Source organism: Kitasatospora sp. NPDC036993, from assembly GCF_055607525.1.
In genome coordinates, this window is the sequence record NZ_JBVJRP010000035.1 from 1 (window position 1) to 15,924 (window position 15,924).

A 15,924-nucleotide genomic window follows, 5' to 3' on the forward strand; every position below is an offset into this window, starting at 1 on the left:
TCCGCCGCGAACGGAGCGATCTTCGCCTCGGCCAGCGAACGCACCGCCTCACGGAGCATCCCGTGCTCCTCGGAGATACGGAAGAGATCGAAGTCAGCCGCCCCTGCGCTGCCCGCCATGATGCCTGCCTCGTCGTCCAGTGGCCGACGTCCGACCGGCGTCCGATCGACGTCCGGTCCGAGTCGAATCCGCGGTTAACTACCGTTCAGTAGAGATCCTAGGGGCGCCGACCTGCGGCTGCCTAGCGTCCGGGCGTGCAGGTGATCCCGGCGCGTCCTCGCCGGGCGGATAGCATCAGGGGCATCCGTACTGGTCGCGTCCGCATCCAAGGAGAACCCGTGACCCTCCGCATCTCCGTGATCGGCACCGGCTACCTCGGCGCCACGCATGCCGCCGCGATGGCCGAGTTCGGCTTCGAGGTGCTGGGCCTGGACATCGATCCCGACAAGATCGCCATGCTGACCGCGGGCCGCGTCCCGATGTACGAGCCGGGGTTGTCCGACCTGCTGCTCAAGCACGTGGCCGGGCACGAGGGTTCGACCGGGCGGCTGCGCTTCACCACCTCCGCCCAGGAGGCGGCCGAGTTCGGCGACGTGCACTTCGTCTGCGTCAACACCCCGCAGCGCAAGGGCGAGTTCGCCGCCGACATGTCGTACGTCGACACCGCGATCGACGAGCTCGCACCGCACCTGACCCGCCCCGCCCTGGTGGTCGGCAAGTCCACCGTCCCGGTCGGCTCGGCGGCCCGGCTGGCCGAGCGGCTGGCCGCGCTGGCGCCGGTCGGCGAGGCCGCCGAACTCGCCTGGAACCCGGAGTTCCTGCGCGAGGGCTTCGCCGTGCAGGACACCCTGCGGCCGGACCGGATCGTGGTCGGCGCGCAGAGCGAGCGGGCCGAGCGGGTGCTGCGCGAGGTGTACGCGGAGCCGATCGCCGCCGGGGTGCCGTTCATGGTCACCGACTACGCGACCGCCGAACTGGTCAAGGCCGCCGCCAACTCCTTCCTGGCCACCAAGATCTCCTTCATCAACGCGATGGCGGAGGTCTGCGAGGCGGCCGGCGCGGACGTCACCCAGCTCAGCAGGGCGCTCGCCTACGACGATCGGATCGGCGGCAAGTTCCTCAACTCCGGCCTCGGCTTCGGCGGCGGCTGCCTGCCCAAGGACATCCGCGCGTTCATGGCCAGGGCCGGCGAGCTCGGCGCCGACCAGGCGCTGACCTTCCTGCGCGAGGTCGACTCGATCAACATGCGCCGCCGCTCCCGGATGGTCGAGCTGGCCCGCGAGCAGTGCGGCGGCGGCTTCCTGGGCCGCCGGGTCGCCGTGCTCGGCGCCGCCTTCAAGCCCGACTCGGACGACATCCGGGACTCCCCCGCCCTCAACGTGGCCGCCCAGATCCAGCTCCAGGGAGCCCAGGTCACCGTCTACGACCCGAAGGCCGTGGACAACGCCCGCAAGATGTTCCCCTCCCTCGCCTACGCCCGCTCCGCCCTGGAGGCCGCCGAGGGCGCCCACGTCGTCCTCCACCTCACCGAGTGGTCCGAGTTCCGCGAGCTGGATCCGGCCGAGCTCGGCGCCGTCGTCGCCGAACGCCGCCTGCTCGACGGCCGCAACGTCCTGGACGCCGACGCCTGGCGCGCCGCCGGCTGGACCTACCGCGCCCTCGGCCGCCCGAGCTGACGCGACCGCCCGCGCTCCCCCGAAGCGCCCGCCCCCGACCCCGGGGGCGGGCGCTTCCGTTTTCCCGGGCACTGGCATTTGAACATGTTCAATCCTCGTGCGAGGATCGGGGTCTCCGCCGTCCGCGGCACTCTGGAGACCGGGGGTCCTTCATGCACAGGCGCAGGTTGTTCATCGGGCCGGCCATCGCGTGCCCGGCAGTCGTCCTCCTCCTTCTCGCCTTCTTCGCGAGCCGCCTCCTGGCCGCCGTCGACGACCTGACCTCCGGCCAGCCCGTCAGGGCCGACTGCTCGAAGGTCGTGGACTTCGCGGGCGGGTCGATGCCCGCAGAGGCCACCGGAGCCCGCTGCACGGACACCGGTGGCTGGCAGGAGCAGGGCTACGAGGCCGAGTTCCGGATGCCCAGGGCCGACCTGGCCGCCCGGCTGACCGCCGCCTTCCCGCGCGTCCGGCTGGTCGACGAGGGCGCGTCCCGCATGAGCCTCAGGAACCGCGACGAGACCAACGAGAACCGGCCCCGGGGGAAGGCCATGCTCGTCGAACTGGAAGTCTCGTACGAGAACGACACGACGGCCCTGGTCAAGCTCAACGCCACCGACCTCTGACCCCAGGAATCCGCTGCCCCCGGACATCGTTGGTACCGGCATGACGAGCTACGGCGACGACGCGACCATCCGCGGGATCCTCACCGGCACGGGCGACACCTGGGCGGTGGTGGGGCTGTCCGACAACACCGCCCGGGCCGCGTACGGGGTGGCCCGGGTGCTCCAGCAGTACGGCAAGCGGATCGTGCCCGTGCACCCGAAGGCCGAGACGGTCCTCGGCGAGCGGGGCTACTCCTCGCTCGCCGAGGTCCCGTTCCAGGTGGACGTGGTGGACGTGTTCGTGAACAGCACGCTGGCCGGGGAGGTGGCCGACCAGGCGGTGCGGGCCGGGGCGAAGGCGGTCTGGTTCCAGCTCGGCGTCATCGACGAGGCCGCCTACGGGCGGACCCGGGAGGCGGGCCTGGCCATGGTGATGGACAGGTGCCCGGCCATCGAGATCCCCCGGCTCGGCTAGGGCAGCCCTAGGAGTCCGCGCCGTCCAGCCGCGCGATGGTGGCGATGGACGGGCGGCGGGTCGTCCGCAGCCCGGCGGCCACCGACTCGGCGTCGCGCAGGACGCGGACGGCGTTGTGCCAGGTGAGCTTCGCCAGGTCGGCCTCCGACCAGTGGCGGCCGAGGAGTTCGGCGACCAGGTTGGGGTAGCCGGCCACCGAGTCGAGGCCGTCCGGCAGGAAGGCGGTGCCGTCGAAGTCGCCGCCGATGCCGATGTGGTCGACGCCGGCGACCTCGCGCATGTGGTCGAGGTGATCGGCGACGGTGGCCGTGGTGGCGGTCGGGCGCGGGTGCCCGGCCTCGAAGGCGCGCTGGCGCTCCATGGCAGGCGGGGTGGTGTCCAGCGGGTGGAAGCCGTGGGCGCGCATGTTCTCGTCGGCCGCCCTGGTCCACTCGATGGCGGCGGGCAGGATGAACTTGGGCACGAAGGTGGCCATCGCCATCCCGCCGTTGGCGGGCAGCTGGGCGAGCACGTCGTCGGGGATGTTGCGCGGGTGGTCGCAGACCGCGCGCGCGGAGGAGTGCGAGAAGACGACGGGCGCCTCGGTGACCCGCAGGGCGTCGCGCATGGTGTCGGCGGAGACGTGCGAGAGGTCGACCAGCATGCCGAGCCGGTTCATCTCCCGGACGACCTCCTCGCCGAACCGGGTCAGCCCGCCGGCCGCCGGCTTGTCGGTCGCGGAGTCGGCCCACGGCACGTTGTCGTTGTGGGTGAGCGTCAGGTACCGCACGCCCAGCTCGTACAGGGCGCGCAGGGTGGCGAGCGAGCAGTCGATGGAGTGGCCGCCCTCGGCGCCCATCAGGGACGCTATCCGGCCCTCGGCGCGGGCGGCCTCCATGTCCGCGGCGGTACGGGCGAGCCGCATCCGGTCGGGGTAGCGATCGACCAGGGCGTGGACGAAGTCGATCTGCTCCAGGGTGGCGCTCACCGCGTGGTCGCCGTCCGGCGAGGACGGGACGTAGACGGACCAGAACTGCGCGCCGACCCCGCCCTCCGCGAGGCGGGCGAGGTCGGTGTGCAGGCGGTCGCTCTGGTCGGCGGCGAGGTCGAGCACGCCGAGGTCGTACCCGGCCTGCTCGCGCATCGCCCACGGGAGGTCGTTGTGGCCGTCCACCACGGGGGCGGTGCGCAGCAGGGCGCGGGCGCGGTCCAGGAGGGTGAGGGAGTCCGTCCGAGAAGTCATACGGGCTGTTCTACCCCACGCCCGCCGGTGGGATTACTTGCCGAAGCCGAAGGAGGAGGAACCGGCCACCTTGGCGCGGAGCTTCTTGCCCTTCTCGGTGGCCTGGTTGTTCAGCTCGGCCTGGAAGTCGGTCATCTTCTCGGTGAGTTCGGGGTCGAAGGCGGCGAGCATCCGCACCGCGAGCAGGCCGGCGTTGCGCGCGCCGGCCACCGAGACGGTCGCCACCGGCACGCCGGCCGGCATCTGGACGATCGACAGCAGGCTGTCCATGCCGTCCAGGTAGCGCAGCGGCACCGGCACGCCGATGACCGGCAGCGGGGTGACCGAGGCGAGCATGCCCGGCAGGTGGGCCGCGCCGCCGGCGCCCGCGATGATCGCCTTCAGGCCGCGCCGGTGCGCCTGCTCGCCGTACGCGACCATCTCGCGGGGCATCCGGTGGGCGGAGACGACGTCCACCTCGTAGGGGATCCCGAACTCGTCGAGCGCCTGGGCGGCGGCCTCCATGACCGGCCAGTCGGAGTCCGATCCCATCACGATGCCAATGAGCGGAGAGGTCATTCGGTGATCGTTCCTCGCAGGTAGGCGGCCGCGTGGCGGGCGCGCTCGCGGACGTCTTCGAGGTCGTCCCCGAAGACGTTGACGTGGCCGACCTTGCGGCCGGGCTTCACGTCCTTCCCGTACATGTGGATCTTCAGCCCGGGGTCGCGGGCCATGCAGTGCAGGAAGGGGTGGTACATGTCCGGGTAGTCGCCGCCGAGGACGTTGACCATGACGGTCCACCTGGCGCGGGGCCGGGGGTCGCCGAGCGGGAGGTCGAGGACGGCCCGCAGGTGGTTCTCGAACTGCGAGGTGACCGCGCCGTCCTGGGTCCAGTGCCCGGAGTTGTGCGGGCGCATGGCCAGCTCGTTGACCAGGATGCGGCCGTCCCTGGTCTGGAACAGCTCGACGGCGAGGTGGCCGACGATGCCGAGGTCCCCGGCGATCCGCAGGGCGAGCTGCTGGGCCTCGTCGGACAGGGCCGGGTCGAGGTCCGGCGCGGGGGCGGTGACCTCGGCGCAGACGCCGTTCTCCTGGACGCTCTCCACGACCGGGTAGGCGACGGCCTGGCCGCTGGGCGAGCGGACCACGTTGGCGGCCAGCTCGCGGACGAAGTCGACCTTCTCCTCGGCCAGCACGGCGACGCCGGCCAGGAACGGGGCCCGCGCCTGCTCCTCGTCCTCGACGACCCAGACGCCCTTGCCGTCGTAGCCGCCGCGCACGGTCTTCAGGACGACCGGGTAGCCTCCCGCCCGTCGCCCGCCCCCGCCCTCGGCCGACGGGGCTTCGCCCCGGTCCCTCTTGAGCTCGTTCGCGAAGGCGGTGACGTCGGCCGGGTCGGTGACGATCCGGTGCCGGGGGCAGGGGACGCCGATGGAGTCGAGCCTGGCCCGCATCACGCCCTTGTCCTGGGCGTTGACCAGCGCGTCCGGGCCGGGACGGACGGCGATGCCGTCGGCCTCCAGGGCCCGCAGGTGCTCGGTGGGGACGTGCTCGTGGTCGAAGGTGATCACGTCACAGCCGGCGGCGAAGGCGCGCAGCGTGTCGAGGTCGCGGTAGTCGCCGAGGACGACGTCGGACACCACCTGTGCGGCGGAGTCCTGGGGCGTGTCGGCGAGGAGTTTGAACCTGACCCCGAGCGGGATGCCCGCCTGGTGTGCCATGCGGGCCAGCTGCCCGCCACCGATCATGCCCACCACTGGAAAATTCACATTGCCCGGGGAAGTCACGCGGCCCAGGATATCCGGGCCGGTCGGAGGCGGTGGAGCCGCCGGTGGGCCCACCGGAGCGGACGCGCGTAGATGTCAACCCCCACCCCGGACGGCTGAGCCGTTCGGTGGAAGCGGGTAGCCTGAACGGCTAGGTCCTCGTCCGCGCGGTCGGATCATGTGCGTGCACGCAGGGCTCAAGGGGTGGCTCCGGCCCAGTGGGACACCCTTTTCCCCGCAGGCACATGGAGGCCACCCGGTATGGCGACGACCGCAGCTTCGGAACCCACGCTCATGCAGAAACTGCGTGGGCTCAGGGGTGAGGTGGTGAAGTTCGCCATCGTCGGCGTGACCGGCGTGATCGTCAACGCCGGCGTCTTCTGGGTCTGCCTCAAGGCGACCGGTCCGGTCAACTCCTTCTCGGGCTACATCGCCACCAGCGTCGCGATCGGCACCAACTACCTCGGCTACCGCTACTGGCTCTACCGCGACCGGGACGCGGCCTCCCGCAAGCGCGAGATCACCCTCTTCCTGATCTTCAGCGGCATCGGCATGCTGATCGAGAACGGCATCAACGCCTTCTCGGTGCACGTGCTCGGCTACCACTCGGCCACCAGCCAGCTGATCGCCAAGAACGTGATCGGTCTGATCGCCGGCACGACCTTCCGGTTCTTCTCCTACCGGACGTGGGTCTTCAAGGCGCTGCCGGAGACCGAGCAGGCCGTCGACACCGCCGACGGCCGGGAGCTGGCCGCCCAGGCCGAGCTGATGCTGGCCACCGAGCGGATCCGCTTCGCCAAGGCCGAGTAGGGCCGAATAGGCCGGGTGGGCCTGCCGGGCGCACGGACCCGCTCAGTCCTCGTGGCTGCGCCCGAGGAACAGCGCGAACACCGCCGGCTTCAGCGACAGCAGTTCGAGCCGCCCGCCGTCCGCCTCCGCGAGGTCACGGGCGACGGCGAGGCCGATGCCCGTGGAGTTGCGCCCGCTGACCGCCCTCTCGAACACCCGGTTGCCGAGGTCGGCGGGCACCCCGGCGCCCTCGTCCTGGACCTCGACCACCGCCGAGGTGCCGGACGGCCGGACCCGCAGGGTGATCGTCCCGGCGCCGTGCATCAGCGAGTTCTCGATCAGGGTGGCCAGCACCTGGGCCACCGTCCCCGGGGTACCGACCGCGGTGACCCCGCGCAGCCCCTCCAGGGACAGCACTCGCTCCTGCTCGCGCAGCGTCGGGCCCCACTCCTCCACCTGCTGCTTGATCACCTCGTCCAGGTCGAAGGCGACGGCGGTGGGGCTGCGCGGGTCGCGCTGGGTGGTGAGCAGCCGCTGGACCACGTCGGTGAGCCGCTCGACCTGCTGGAGGGCGATGGTCGCCTCCTCCCGGACCGTCTGCGGATCCTCGGCGAGGGCGGTGATCTCCTCCAGCCGCATGGAGAGCGCGGTGAGCGGGGTGCGCAGCTGGTGCGAGGCGTCGGCGGCGAGCCGGCGCTCGGCGGTGAGCATCCGGGCGATCCGCTCGGCGCTGGTGTCCAGCACCTCGGCGACCCGGTCGAGCTCGGGCACCCCGTAGCGGCGGTCGCGCGGGCGGGGGTCCCCGGAGCCGAGCCGCTCGGCGGTCTCGGCGAGGTCGGTGAGCGGCCGGGCGAGCCGCTTGGACTGCCAGACGGCGAGCGCCACGGCGGCCTGGACGGCCAGCAGGGCGACCACGCCGAGCAGCAGCAGGTTGTTGGCGATCTCGTGGTCGACGTCCTCGCGGGACTGCTCGACGGTGACGGTCTCGCCGCTGTTGCCGCGCTCGACGGCCTTCAGCAGGTGGCTTCCCGGCGGGCGTTCGCCCGCCGACACCACCGGCTGGCCGGGCACCTGCACCTCGACGTAGCTGCCCTCGGTGATCTGGCTCTCGAAGGCCCGCCCGGTGACCGGCTCCCCGGCGGCGAGCCGGCTCTCGACCAGGGCGAGCACCCGGACGGCGGCCGCGTCCACCCGGTCCTGGGCGGAGTTGACGATGGTCCGCTTCTCGACCAGGGCGAGCGGCACGCAGAACACCACGACCACCACCAGGACCACGCCCAGCAGCGAGTTGATCATCCTGCGTTTCACGCCGCTCCCGGGGTGCTCAGCCGCCGCGGGCCGAGGGCCCGATGTCCGTCAGGGGCTAGTTCTTCTCGAACCTGAAGCCCACGCCGCGCACGGTGGCGATGTAGCGCGGGTTCGCCGCGTCGTCCCCGAGCTTCTTGCGGAGCCACGAGATGTGCATGTCCAGGGTCTTGGTGGAGGTCCACCAGGTGGTGTCCCAGACCTGCCGCATGATCTCCTCGCGGGTGACCACCCGGCCGGCGTCCCTGACCAGGACGCGCAGCAGCTCGAACTCCTTGGCGGAGAGGGTCAGCTCCTCGTCGCCGAGCCAGGCGCGGTGCGACTCGATGTCGATCTTCACCCCGTGCGCGCCGGTGGTGAGCTGGTCGACGTTGCCGCGCCGGAGCAGGGCCCGGACGCGGGCGAGCAGTTCGGCCAGGCGGAAGGGCTTGGTGACGTAGTCGTCGGCGCCTGCGTCCAGGCCGACCACGGTGTCCACCTCGTCGGCGCGGGCGGTGAGCACCAGGACGGGGCAGCTCTTGCCGTCGGCCCGCAGCCGGCGGCAGACCTCCAGGCCGTCCATCTCGGGCAGGCCGAGGTCCAGGACGACGAGGTCGACCTCCTCGGTGAGGCCGGCGGCGAGGGCGGTCGGACCGTCCTCGCGGACGAGCACCTCGTAGCCCTCGCGTCGCAGGGCCCGGGCGAGCGGTTCTGAGATGGCCGGATCGTCCTCGGCGAGCAGCACACAGGTCATGGGGTGATGGTAGTCCGCCGGGGTATGCCCGGATGCCCTGTGAGGTAGTTCACAGAGCGTGATCGTTATATACGGCTTCGACTGGACTCAACGGCGCACGACAGACCGGCCGTTCAGTGAAGAATTGCCATTTGGATCTTGAAACCGAAGGAAGACACGCCCATCTACCATCGATAGATCGGGCGGATCTGCGGCCAACTTTGCCATTCCCCTACCTGATTCAAGGCTTTTGTCATCTGATACAGCCAAATGTCGCCACGTAGAGTGGTTTCGTCCACGTCCGCCGCCACACCCCCCGGGCGGACGCTGTCAGGCAAGGAACCACTACTCATGGCGTCTAAGACCCTGGACACCGACGTCCCGTCGGCCAATCCCAGCGGCAAGACCTTCCTCGGGCACCCCCGGGGGCTCGCCACCCTGTTCATGACCGAGATGTGGGAGCGCTTCTCCTACTACGGCATGCGCGCCCTGCTCATCTACTACCTGGTCTCCGGAGGCGCCGACGCCGCCATCGGCAGCCAGGGCGGTGGCCTCGCCATGAAGGCGACGACGGCGACGGCGATCTACTCCGTCTACGTCTCGATGGTCTACCTCATGGCCTACCCGGGCGGCTGGTTCGGCGACCGGGTCTGGGGCGCCCGCAAGACCGTCGCCATCGCCGGGTTCGTGATCATGTCCGGCCACATCGCGCTGGCCGTCCCCGGCCAGGCGGCGTTCTTCTTCGGCCTGCTCCTGGTCGCGCTCGGCTCCGGGCTGCTGAAGGCCAACATCTCCACGATGGTCGGCCAGCTCTACAACGGCCCCGAGGACCCGCGCCGCGACGGTGGCTTCACCGTCTTCTACATGAGCATCAACCTCGGTGCCTTCGTCGCCCCGTTCGTCATCGGGACGATCGGCAAGGAGTACAACTGGCACCTGGGCTTCGGCCTGGCCGCGGTCGGCATGGCCGTCGGTCTGACCCAGTTCCTGCTCGGCAGCCGCCACCTGAACCCGGTGAGCAGCGAGGTCCCCAACCCGCTGGTCCCCGAGGAGCGCAAGCGCCTGCTGGCGAAGGCCGGCCTGACCCTGCTCGGCGTCGCCGTCTTCTACGGCGCCGTCGTCGGCCTGGGCCTCTACACGCTGAACTGGGTCCTCGTCCCGCTGACCGTCGCCGGTCTGCTGATCCCGGTCACCGTGCTGACCAGGATCAAGCGCGACAAGGACCTGACCTCGGACGAGCAGTCCAAGATGTCCGCGTACATCTGGTTCTTCGCCGCGGCCGCGATCTTCTGGATGATCTACGACCAGGGCGGATCGACGCTCTCCCTGTTCGCGGACAAGAAGACCGCCGACAACCTGTTCGGCTTCGGCTTCTCGGCCACCTGGTACCAGTCGCTGAACCCGCTGTTCGTGATGGCGTTCGCGCCGGTCTTCGCCTGGCTGTGGCTCTGGCTGTCCCGCCGGGACAAGGAGCCGAACACCATCGTGAAGTTCTCGATCGGCCTGGTCCTGGTCGGTTTCTCGTTCTTCGTCTTCATCATCCCGATGACCATGGCGGACAACGGCACCCTGGTCTCCCCGCTGTGGCTCGTCTCGATCTACCTGATCCAGACCATCGGCGAGCTGTGCCTCTCCCCGGTCGGCCTCTCGGTCACCACCAAGATGGCGCCGCGCAAGTACGCCTCCCAGATGATGGGCGTCTGGTTCCTCGCCGTCACCGCCGGCGACTGCACCACCAGCCTGCTCTCGCTGGCCGGCGTCAGCCTCAACGGCACCGGGATCATCGCGATGCAGGCGTCGCTCGCGGCCCTCGCCGGGTTCGCCATCTTCACCTACCGCAAGAAGGTCCAGGCCCTCATGGGCGACGTGCACTGACGCACCGGTCTCCGGCTCACGACTCCGGGGCCGCCGTGGATTCCTGAGATCCACGGCGGCCCCGGTCGTTTTCCCAGCCGGTCGTTTTCCCGCCCGCGCCGGCACCGCGCCCTCCGCCGCGGCGGCATTCCGCTCGACAGCCACGCGCCGGCCGTGCCTATGGTGCCCGGCATGACGACCGACTCCTTACCCCGCCGGCTGGCCCGCAGCCACCGCTTCACCCTGGGCGTCCCGGTCCGGCCGGAACCCTCGCCGGACGGCACCACCGTGCTCTTCCTGCGCGGCCGGGGCGGCACCGACCCGCTCACCTGCCTCTGGGCCCTGGACACCGCCACCGGCGCGGAGCGGCTGATCGCCGACCCGGCCGCCCTGGGCTCCGCCGAGGGCATCGCCGCGTACAGCACCGACGCCGCCGGCTCGCTCGCCGCCTTCGCGCTGGACGGCGCCCTGTGGCTGGCCGGCACCGCCGCCGGCACCGTCCGCCGGATCGCCGTCCCCGGCCCGCCGCAGGACCCGCGGCTCGACCCGGCCGGCCGCCGGATCGCCTACGTCAGCGGCGGCGCCCTGCGCGTGGTCGGCACCGACGGCACCGGCGACCGCCCGCTCGCCGAACCCGAGGCCGAGGACGTCGCCTACGGGCTCGCCGAGTACGTCGCCTCCGAGGAGATGTACCGCGACCGCGGCCACTGGTGGTCCCCCGACGGCACCGCGCTGCTGGTCGCCCGGGTCGACGACCGCCCGCTCGCCCGGCTCCACCTGGCCGACCCCGCCGACCCGCACCGCCCGCCGCGCGCCGTCCGCTACCCGCTCGCCGGCACCGCCAACGCCGAGGTCTCGCTCTGGCTGCTCGGCCTCGACGGTCGCCGCACTCGCACGGAGGTCCGCTGGGACCGCGCCGCCTTCGAGTACCTCACCGCCGCCGGCTGGGACGGCCACGGCCCGTACGCCGCTGTGCAGAGCCGCGACCAGCGCACCGTCCGCACCCTGGCGATCGGACCGGACGGCGCCACCCGGGTGCTCGCCGAGCGGCGGGACGCCCACTGGATCGAGCTGCTCCCCGGCCTGCCCGCGCGCACCGCGGGCGGCGCCCTGGTGGACACCGCCGACCTCGACGGCACCCGGCACCTCACCGTCGACGGCGAACCCGTCACCCCGCCCGGGCTCCAGCTGCGCGCGGTGCTCGGCACGGAGGGCGAGCAGGTGCTGTTCACCGCCTCCGACGAACCCACCGAGACCCACCTCTGGACCTACCGGCCCGGCACCGGCCCACGGCGGCTGAGCAGCGGCCCCGGCCTGCACACCGGTGTGCGGCGCGGCGCCACCCTGGTACTCACCACCCGGGCCTCGGGCCACCCCGGCGGCCGCTCCACCGTCCTGCGCGAGGGCCGCCCGGCGCTCCCGCTCGCCTCCCGCGCCGAACCGCAGGACCGCACCGCCGCGCCCGAACTGCTCCGGCTCGGCCCGCACGACCTGCGCGCCGCGCTCTTCCTGCCCGCGGGCCACCGCCCCGGGGACGGCCCGCTGCCCGTCCTGCTCGACCCGTACGGCGGGCCCGCGACGCAGAAGGTCACCACCGGCGGCCTCTGGTGGGACCAGGTCTCGCAGTGGTTCGCCGACCAGGGCTTCGCGGTGCTCGTGGTGGACGGCCGCGGCACCCCGGGGCGCGGGCCGCGCTGGGAGAAGGCCGTGTACGGCGACAAGGCGACGCTCCCGCTCGCGGACCAGGCGGACGGCCTGCGGGAGGCCTCCCGGCTGCGGCCCGGGCTGCTCGACCTCGGCCGGGTCGGCATCCGCGGCTGGTCCTACGGCGGCTACCTCGCCGCCCTCGCCGTGCTGAGGCGCCCGGACGTCTTCCACGCCGCCTCCGCCGGGGCCGCCCCCAGCGACTGGCGGCTCTACGACACCCACTGGCAGGAACGCTTCCTCGGCCACCCCGACGAGCACCCCGAGCACTACGACGGCGGCTCGCTGATCGCCGAGGCGCCGAAGCTGCGCCGCCCGCTGCTGCTGATCCAGGGCCTCGCCGACGACAACGTCCACCCCGCCCACACCCTGCGGCTCTCCGCCGCGCTGCTCGCCGCCGGCCGCCCACACGAGGTCCTCCCGCTACGCGCCACCGGCCACCGGCCCACCGACGAGGCGACGGTGGAGAACCTTCTGTGGCACGAACTGCACTTCCTGCGGCGGTCGTTGGGCGTGGAGTGATCGGCGTCGCGCCACCGGACGCCCGCCCCTCCCCGCTCCACCACCAAGGCAGGGATCCTGAAGTTTTCGGCAGCCTGAATAGCTATCGGATTCCGCAGCCCATGTATTTCAACTGCCTTTCCGGATATGGCAGTCGAATGCTAGCGTTCTTTTCCTCCATTCCAGCGGCTACTGTGAGGTGCCCGTCATGACTCAGGCCACGCCTCGCCAGAAGAATCCCCTGACCCCGCGCTTTCAGGTGGCTTTGCGACCTGCGGAGTTGCCCGACCATGACTTCGAGGACGACGCCACCATCAAAGGCAGGCAATACAGCGGGCTGAGCCTCGTCGGCCGCTCGGGCGAAGCGGTCGAAGTCGAGCAATGCGCCTTCGAGAACGTCAGGTTCACCGGAACGCACCTGGTCCGGTCGGTGCTCGCTCACATCGCCTTCACGACCTGCGACTTTGCGACGGTACGGACACAGGACGTGTCCATCCTCCGAAGCACGGTGACCGGGTGCCGGCTCACCGGGTCGTCCTGGAGCAACGGCAGCTTCCGTGACGTCCTCTTCGAGGGCACTCGGACAGACAGCACGCTGTTCCGCTACGCGAAGTTCAAAATGGTGATCTTCAGGGAGTGCAATCTCTCCCAGGCTGATTTTCAGTTTGCCGAACTCCGCGATGTTCGATTCGAGAAGTGCGACCTCACCGGAGCCCAGTTCGCCAACGTCGCCGTTCAGCCCGGTGTCAGCTTCGACAACTGCACGCTGGTTGACGTCGGAGGCGCCTCGCACCTCAAGGGCGCCACTGTGCGAGGCCCAGGATCCATGGAGCTGGCCCTGAGCCTCGCCAGGGAGGCCGGCATCCTGTTCGAGCCCTAAGCGGCGACAGGCAGCTCGTAGTGCGCGAACTCCTGGCCCGAGATCGACCGGACGACAAGGTCGAAGTCGATCGTCTCAGCGAAGGCCGCGAGTTCGCGCACCATCCCCTGGCCGTACGGCGTGAACAGGTCCAGCTTGCCGAGCAGACCGTCCGTGCACTCGCGGATCGAGTGACGGAACTTGTCCACCAACTCCGTCTCGCCCCTCAGGTGCTGCATGAGCATGAGGGGCGGGGCCACCACCGCACTGTGGAACGCCTTGTCGAGCGGGCGCATCTGCCCGAACTTCACCGCAGAGACGACCCGGTGCTCGTCGGCCTCCAGCTCCTTGGCCGGCCGGGTGTAGAGGCGGTACACCATGTCCGCCAGGAAGACGTTCAGGTGCACGGTCTCGTGCACCAGGGACTCGGCGTAGTCGTGGGGCCGCCACTCGTCGCCGGGGCTCATGCTGACCAGGCCCGGAAGCGTCGAACCGGTGCCGCCGCCCTTGTTGGTCGAGCTGAACATCACGACGTCGGTGACCACCAGGTCCACAAGCGCCCCGAGGTCGGGGACGAGGTCCCTGGTGTGCAGGAGCGCGACGGAGAAGTCGCGCTTCCACCGCTCCCTCAGGTCGGCCGGGGTACTCGCCAGGCCCTCGAAGATGTTCTCGAAGGTCCTGCTCTCGATCAGGTAGCTGCCCCACTCGCTGTCGTTGAAGGACAGCGTGATGCCCTCGCCCTCGACCGGCAGGGGGCGGAGGGCGGAGACAACGCTCCGGTACGCGGCCGGGAGGGCCTCGACGGTCGGCGGCGGCTGCTCGTTGACCGCGCTCACGAGTCCGCCGATCGTCTCACGGGCGTGGTGGATGTTGAGGAATCGCATGGACGCTCGCTCCTTCGCTGGGATGCTTGGAACTGCGCGCCCGGCCCCAATTGAGGTGGGGCCGGGCGCGCGACTACTTCATACGTCCTACTCAGACAGGCTCAGGCCACCGACCGCTCCGACGCTGCCCGGATGCTCGACCTCGCCCGCGCCGCCACCAACGGCCCCTGGACGCTCCCACCCCGGCCCCGCGCGGAGGCGTACCAGCAGGAAGCCAGGGCCCTCGCCTTGGCCGGCGCCAACAGCGGCCAGGTCGCCCGCGTCCTCGACCTCGCGCACGCCGCCCTCGACCAGGCCGAACCAGCCCAGGCATCACCCACCTGCACCGGACCGCTCGGCGAGAGCTACACCGCCGAGCGGCTCATGGTGCAAAGCGCGATCTGTTATCGCGAAGCCCGCCAACCCGGGCGCGCCGTCACGCTCTTCCGACAGCACCTGTCCGACGGCACCTTCGCCCCACGCGACCGCGCGTTCTTCACCGCCCAACTGGCCGGCGCCCTCGCCGAGGCCGGTGAACCTGATGAAGCTGCCACCGTCGCTCTCCAGGCCCTTGGTCTCGCCGCCGGCGCTCGCTTCGGCCAGGCCCTCGCCGAGCTGAGCCGCACCGCCGATACGCTGCGTCGCTGGTCCCGGCGACCGGCGGTCCGGGACTTCCAGGAGTGGATCCTGGCTATCACCGCTAGTCAGGAAGCCAGGAACTCCCGCACCCGGTCGATCACCTGTTGCTGCCATGCCTGCGACTGGGGGTCGAGATAGCCAGGGTCGTCATGGACCGCGAACCCGTGCTGCGCCCCGTCGAGTTCGAGGAGTTCCGTCGGACCGCCGAACATCGGCCGATGGCGGTACGTGGACTCGATCGGGACGAACGTGTCCTTGGTGCCGTGGACCATCAGCACGGGGGCGTGGACGGCTGCGAGCACCGCGGGGGTGTCGAGGTAGAAGACTTCGTTCAGCAGCGCGCGATTCAGCTGGAACGGCGACTTCTCGGTGTAGCCCTGGCGGTCGAGGAGCATCGCGGCGGCAGGGGACAGGTAGTCGTCACTCCAGCCGGGGCGACTGGTGACATAGCGCTCGCGGTAGTCCAGGCGGGGGTTCAGGAGGACCAGGCGGTTGACGTCGTCGGGCCGGTGGGCGGCATGCAGGGCCGCCGCGCCGCCGGAGAAGGAAGCCGCGATGACATGGACGGCCCCGGCGGCGCCTGTGTGTGCTCGCAGATGGTCGCCCGCAGCACGGATGTCGTTGGCGACGGACGCGATGGTGAGGTCCGCTTCGCGGCCCGCGCTCTCCCCGTGCGCGCGAAGATCGAAGCGCAGGCTGGCGATGCCGGCCTCGGCGAGCCGGGCAGCGAGGCGGGTGAAGAATCCGCCTTCTTCACGGGTGACGCCCGAGCCGTGGACCAGGACTGCGAGTGCCCCAATGCGCGCTGCCGGGATGCCGATCGTCCCGTAGAGCGCGGTGCCGTCGAGGGATCGGAATGCCATCTCGTGATCCACCATGCACTGATAGTAGCCACCGGCCGTGCGGTCGCGGATCCGTACGGCGCGACTCGTCACCGTTGACGGGCCGCCGCATCAACGTGCGGGGGCCTCCCAGTTGGCGCCGACGCCGACGGGG

15 protein-coding genes and 1 pseudogene are annotated in these 15,924 nt (G+C 71.1%); 8 read left to right on the forward strand and 8 right to left on the reverse strand.

The window, feature by feature from the left end; genetic code table 11:
- Positions 1 to 119 (reverse strand): annotated as a pseudogene (locus ACZ7C5_RS37335) (acyl-CoA dehydrogenase); the annotation flags it as partial.
- Positions 120 to 338: 219 nt separating this feature from the next.
- Between ACZ7C5_RS37335 and ACZ7C5_RS37340 the strand changes: the two are divergent.
- The 3 genes from ACZ7C5_RS37340 (at position 339) to ACZ7C5_RS37350 (ending at position 2,735) form a co-directional block, all read left to right on the forward strand.
- Complete coding sequence (locus ACZ7C5_RS37340; RefSeq protein ID WP_401091461.1) at positions 339 to 1,676, forward strand: UDP-glucose dehydrogenase family protein; 1,338 nt, start codon at positions 339 to 341, stop codon at positions 1,674 to 1,676.
- A 152-nt stretch (positions 1,677 to 1,828) separates the two neighbouring features.
- Complete coding sequence (locus tag ACZ7C5_RS37345) at positions 1,829 to 2,281, forward strand: hypothetical protein (protein ID WP_470324404.1); 453 nt, start codon at positions 1,829 to 1,831, stop codon at positions 2,279 to 2,281.
- A 40-nt stretch (positions 2,282 to 2,321) separates the two neighbouring features.
- On the forward strand, positions 2,322 to 2,735 hold the full coding sequence (locus ACZ7C5_RS37350; protein ID WP_470324405.1) for a CoA-binding protein: 414 nt from the start codon (positions 2,322 to 2,324) through the stop codon (positions 2,733 to 2,735).
- A 7-nt stretch (positions 2,736 to 2,742) separates the two neighbouring features.
- On the opposite strand, the gene ACZ7C5_RS37355 is transcribed toward ACZ7C5_RS37350, so the two are convergent.
- The 3 genes from ACZ7C5_RS37355 to ACZ7C5_RS37365 are packed head-to-tail and all read right to left on the reverse strand — an operon-like array spanning position 2,743 to position 5,705.
- Entirely contained in the window at positions 2,743 to 3,957 is a 1,215-nt protein-coding gene (locus ACZ7C5_RS37355) for a dipeptidase (RefSeq protein ID WP_401091455.1), read from the reverse strand.
- Positions 3,958 to 3,990: 33 nt separating this feature from the next.
- A complete protein-coding gene (gene purE / locus ACZ7C5_RS37360; protein ID WP_401091454.1) occupies positions 3,991 to 4,515 on the reverse strand; it encodes a 5-(carboxyamino)imidazole ribonucleotide mutase in 525 nt (174 codons plus the stop codon).
- A complete protein-coding gene (locus ACZ7C5_RS37365) occupies positions 4,512 to 5,705 on the reverse strand; it encodes a 5-(carboxyamino)imidazole ribonucleotide synthase (protein ID WP_470324419.1) in 1,194 nt (397 codons plus the stop codon). Before ACZ7C5_RS37365 ends, purE begins: the two co-directional genes overlap by 4 nt.
- A gap of 291 nt (positions 5,706 to 5,996) precedes the next feature.
- On the opposite strand from ACZ7C5_RS37365, the gene ACZ7C5_RS37370 reads away from it, so the two are divergent.
- On the forward strand, positions 5,997 to 6,512 hold the full coding sequence (locus ACZ7C5_RS37370) for a GtrA family protein (RefSeq protein WP_401091452.1): 516 nt from the start codon (positions 5,997 to 5,999) through the stop codon (positions 6,510 to 6,512).
- Positions 6,513 to 6,554: 42 nt separating this feature from the next.
- On the opposite strand, the gene ACZ7C5_RS37375 is transcribed toward ACZ7C5_RS37370, so the two are convergent.
- Positions 6,555 to 7,799: an ATP-binding protein gene (locus tag ACZ7C5_RS37375; protein ID WP_401091450.1), complete on the reverse strand. Its 1,245-nt coding sequence runs from the start codon at positions 7,797 to 7,799 to the stop codon at positions 6,555 to 6,557.
- A 55-nt stretch (positions 7,800 to 7,854) separates the two neighbouring features.
- Complete coding sequence (locus ACZ7C5_RS37380) at positions 7,855 to 8,529, reverse strand: response regulator transcription factor (protein ID WP_030058577.1); 675 nt, start codon at positions 8,527 to 8,529, stop codon at positions 7,855 to 7,857.
- A gap of 330 nt (positions 8,530 to 8,859) precedes the next feature.
- On the opposite strand from ACZ7C5_RS37380, the gene ACZ7C5_RS37385 reads away from it, so the two are divergent.
- The 3 genes from ACZ7C5_RS37385 to ACZ7C5_RS37395 all read left to right on the forward strand — a co-directional run bounded on the left by ACZ7C5_RS37385 (position 8,860) and on the right by ACZ7C5_RS37395 (position 13,447).
- Positions 8,860 to 10,383: a peptide MFS transporter gene (locus ACZ7C5_RS37385; RefSeq protein WP_470324406.1), complete on the forward strand. Its 1,524-nt coding sequence runs from the start codon at positions 8,860 to 8,862 to the stop codon at positions 10,381 to 10,383.
- Positions 10,384 to 10,554: 171 nt separating this feature from the next.
- Entirely contained in the window at positions 10,555 to 12,588 is a 2,034-nt protein-coding gene (locus tag ACZ7C5_RS37390) for a prolyl oligopeptidase family serine peptidase (protein WP_470324407.1), read from the forward strand.
- A gap of 187 nt (positions 12,589 to 12,775) precedes the next feature.
- Positions 12,776 to 13,447: a pentapeptide repeat-containing protein gene (locus tag ACZ7C5_RS37395; RefSeq protein WP_401091444.1), complete on the forward strand. Its 672-nt coding sequence runs from the start codon at positions 12,776 to 12,778 to the stop codon at positions 13,445 to 13,447.
- On the opposite strand, the gene ACZ7C5_RS37400 is transcribed toward ACZ7C5_RS37395, so the two are convergent.
- Positions 13,444 to 14,310: an aKG-HExxH-type peptide beta-hydroxylase gene (locus ACZ7C5_RS37400; RefSeq protein ID WP_470324408.1), complete on the reverse strand. Its 867-nt coding sequence runs from the start codon at positions 14,308 to 14,310 to the stop codon at positions 13,444 to 13,446. The two genes, ACZ7C5_RS37395 and ACZ7C5_RS37400, sit on opposite strands and share 4 nt — an antisense overlap.
- 132 nt (positions 14,311 to 14,442) lie before the next feature.
- On the opposite strand from ACZ7C5_RS37400, the gene ACZ7C5_RS37405 reads away from it, so the two are divergent.
- Positions 14,443 to 15,066: a hypothetical protein gene (locus ACZ7C5_RS37405; protein WP_470324409.1), complete on the forward strand. Its 624-nt coding sequence runs from the start codon at positions 14,443 to 14,445 to the stop codon at positions 15,064 to 15,066.
- Here ACZ7C5_RS37405 and ACZ7C5_RS37410 read toward each other — a convergent pair.
- Entirely contained in the window at positions 14,994 to 15,806 is an 813-nt protein-coding gene (locus tag ACZ7C5_RS37410) for an alpha/beta hydrolase (RefSeq protein ID WP_470324410.1), read from the reverse strand. The genes ACZ7C5_RS37405 and ACZ7C5_RS37410 overlap by 73 nt on opposite strands.
- Positions 15,807 to 15,924: the final 118 nt, after the last annotated feature.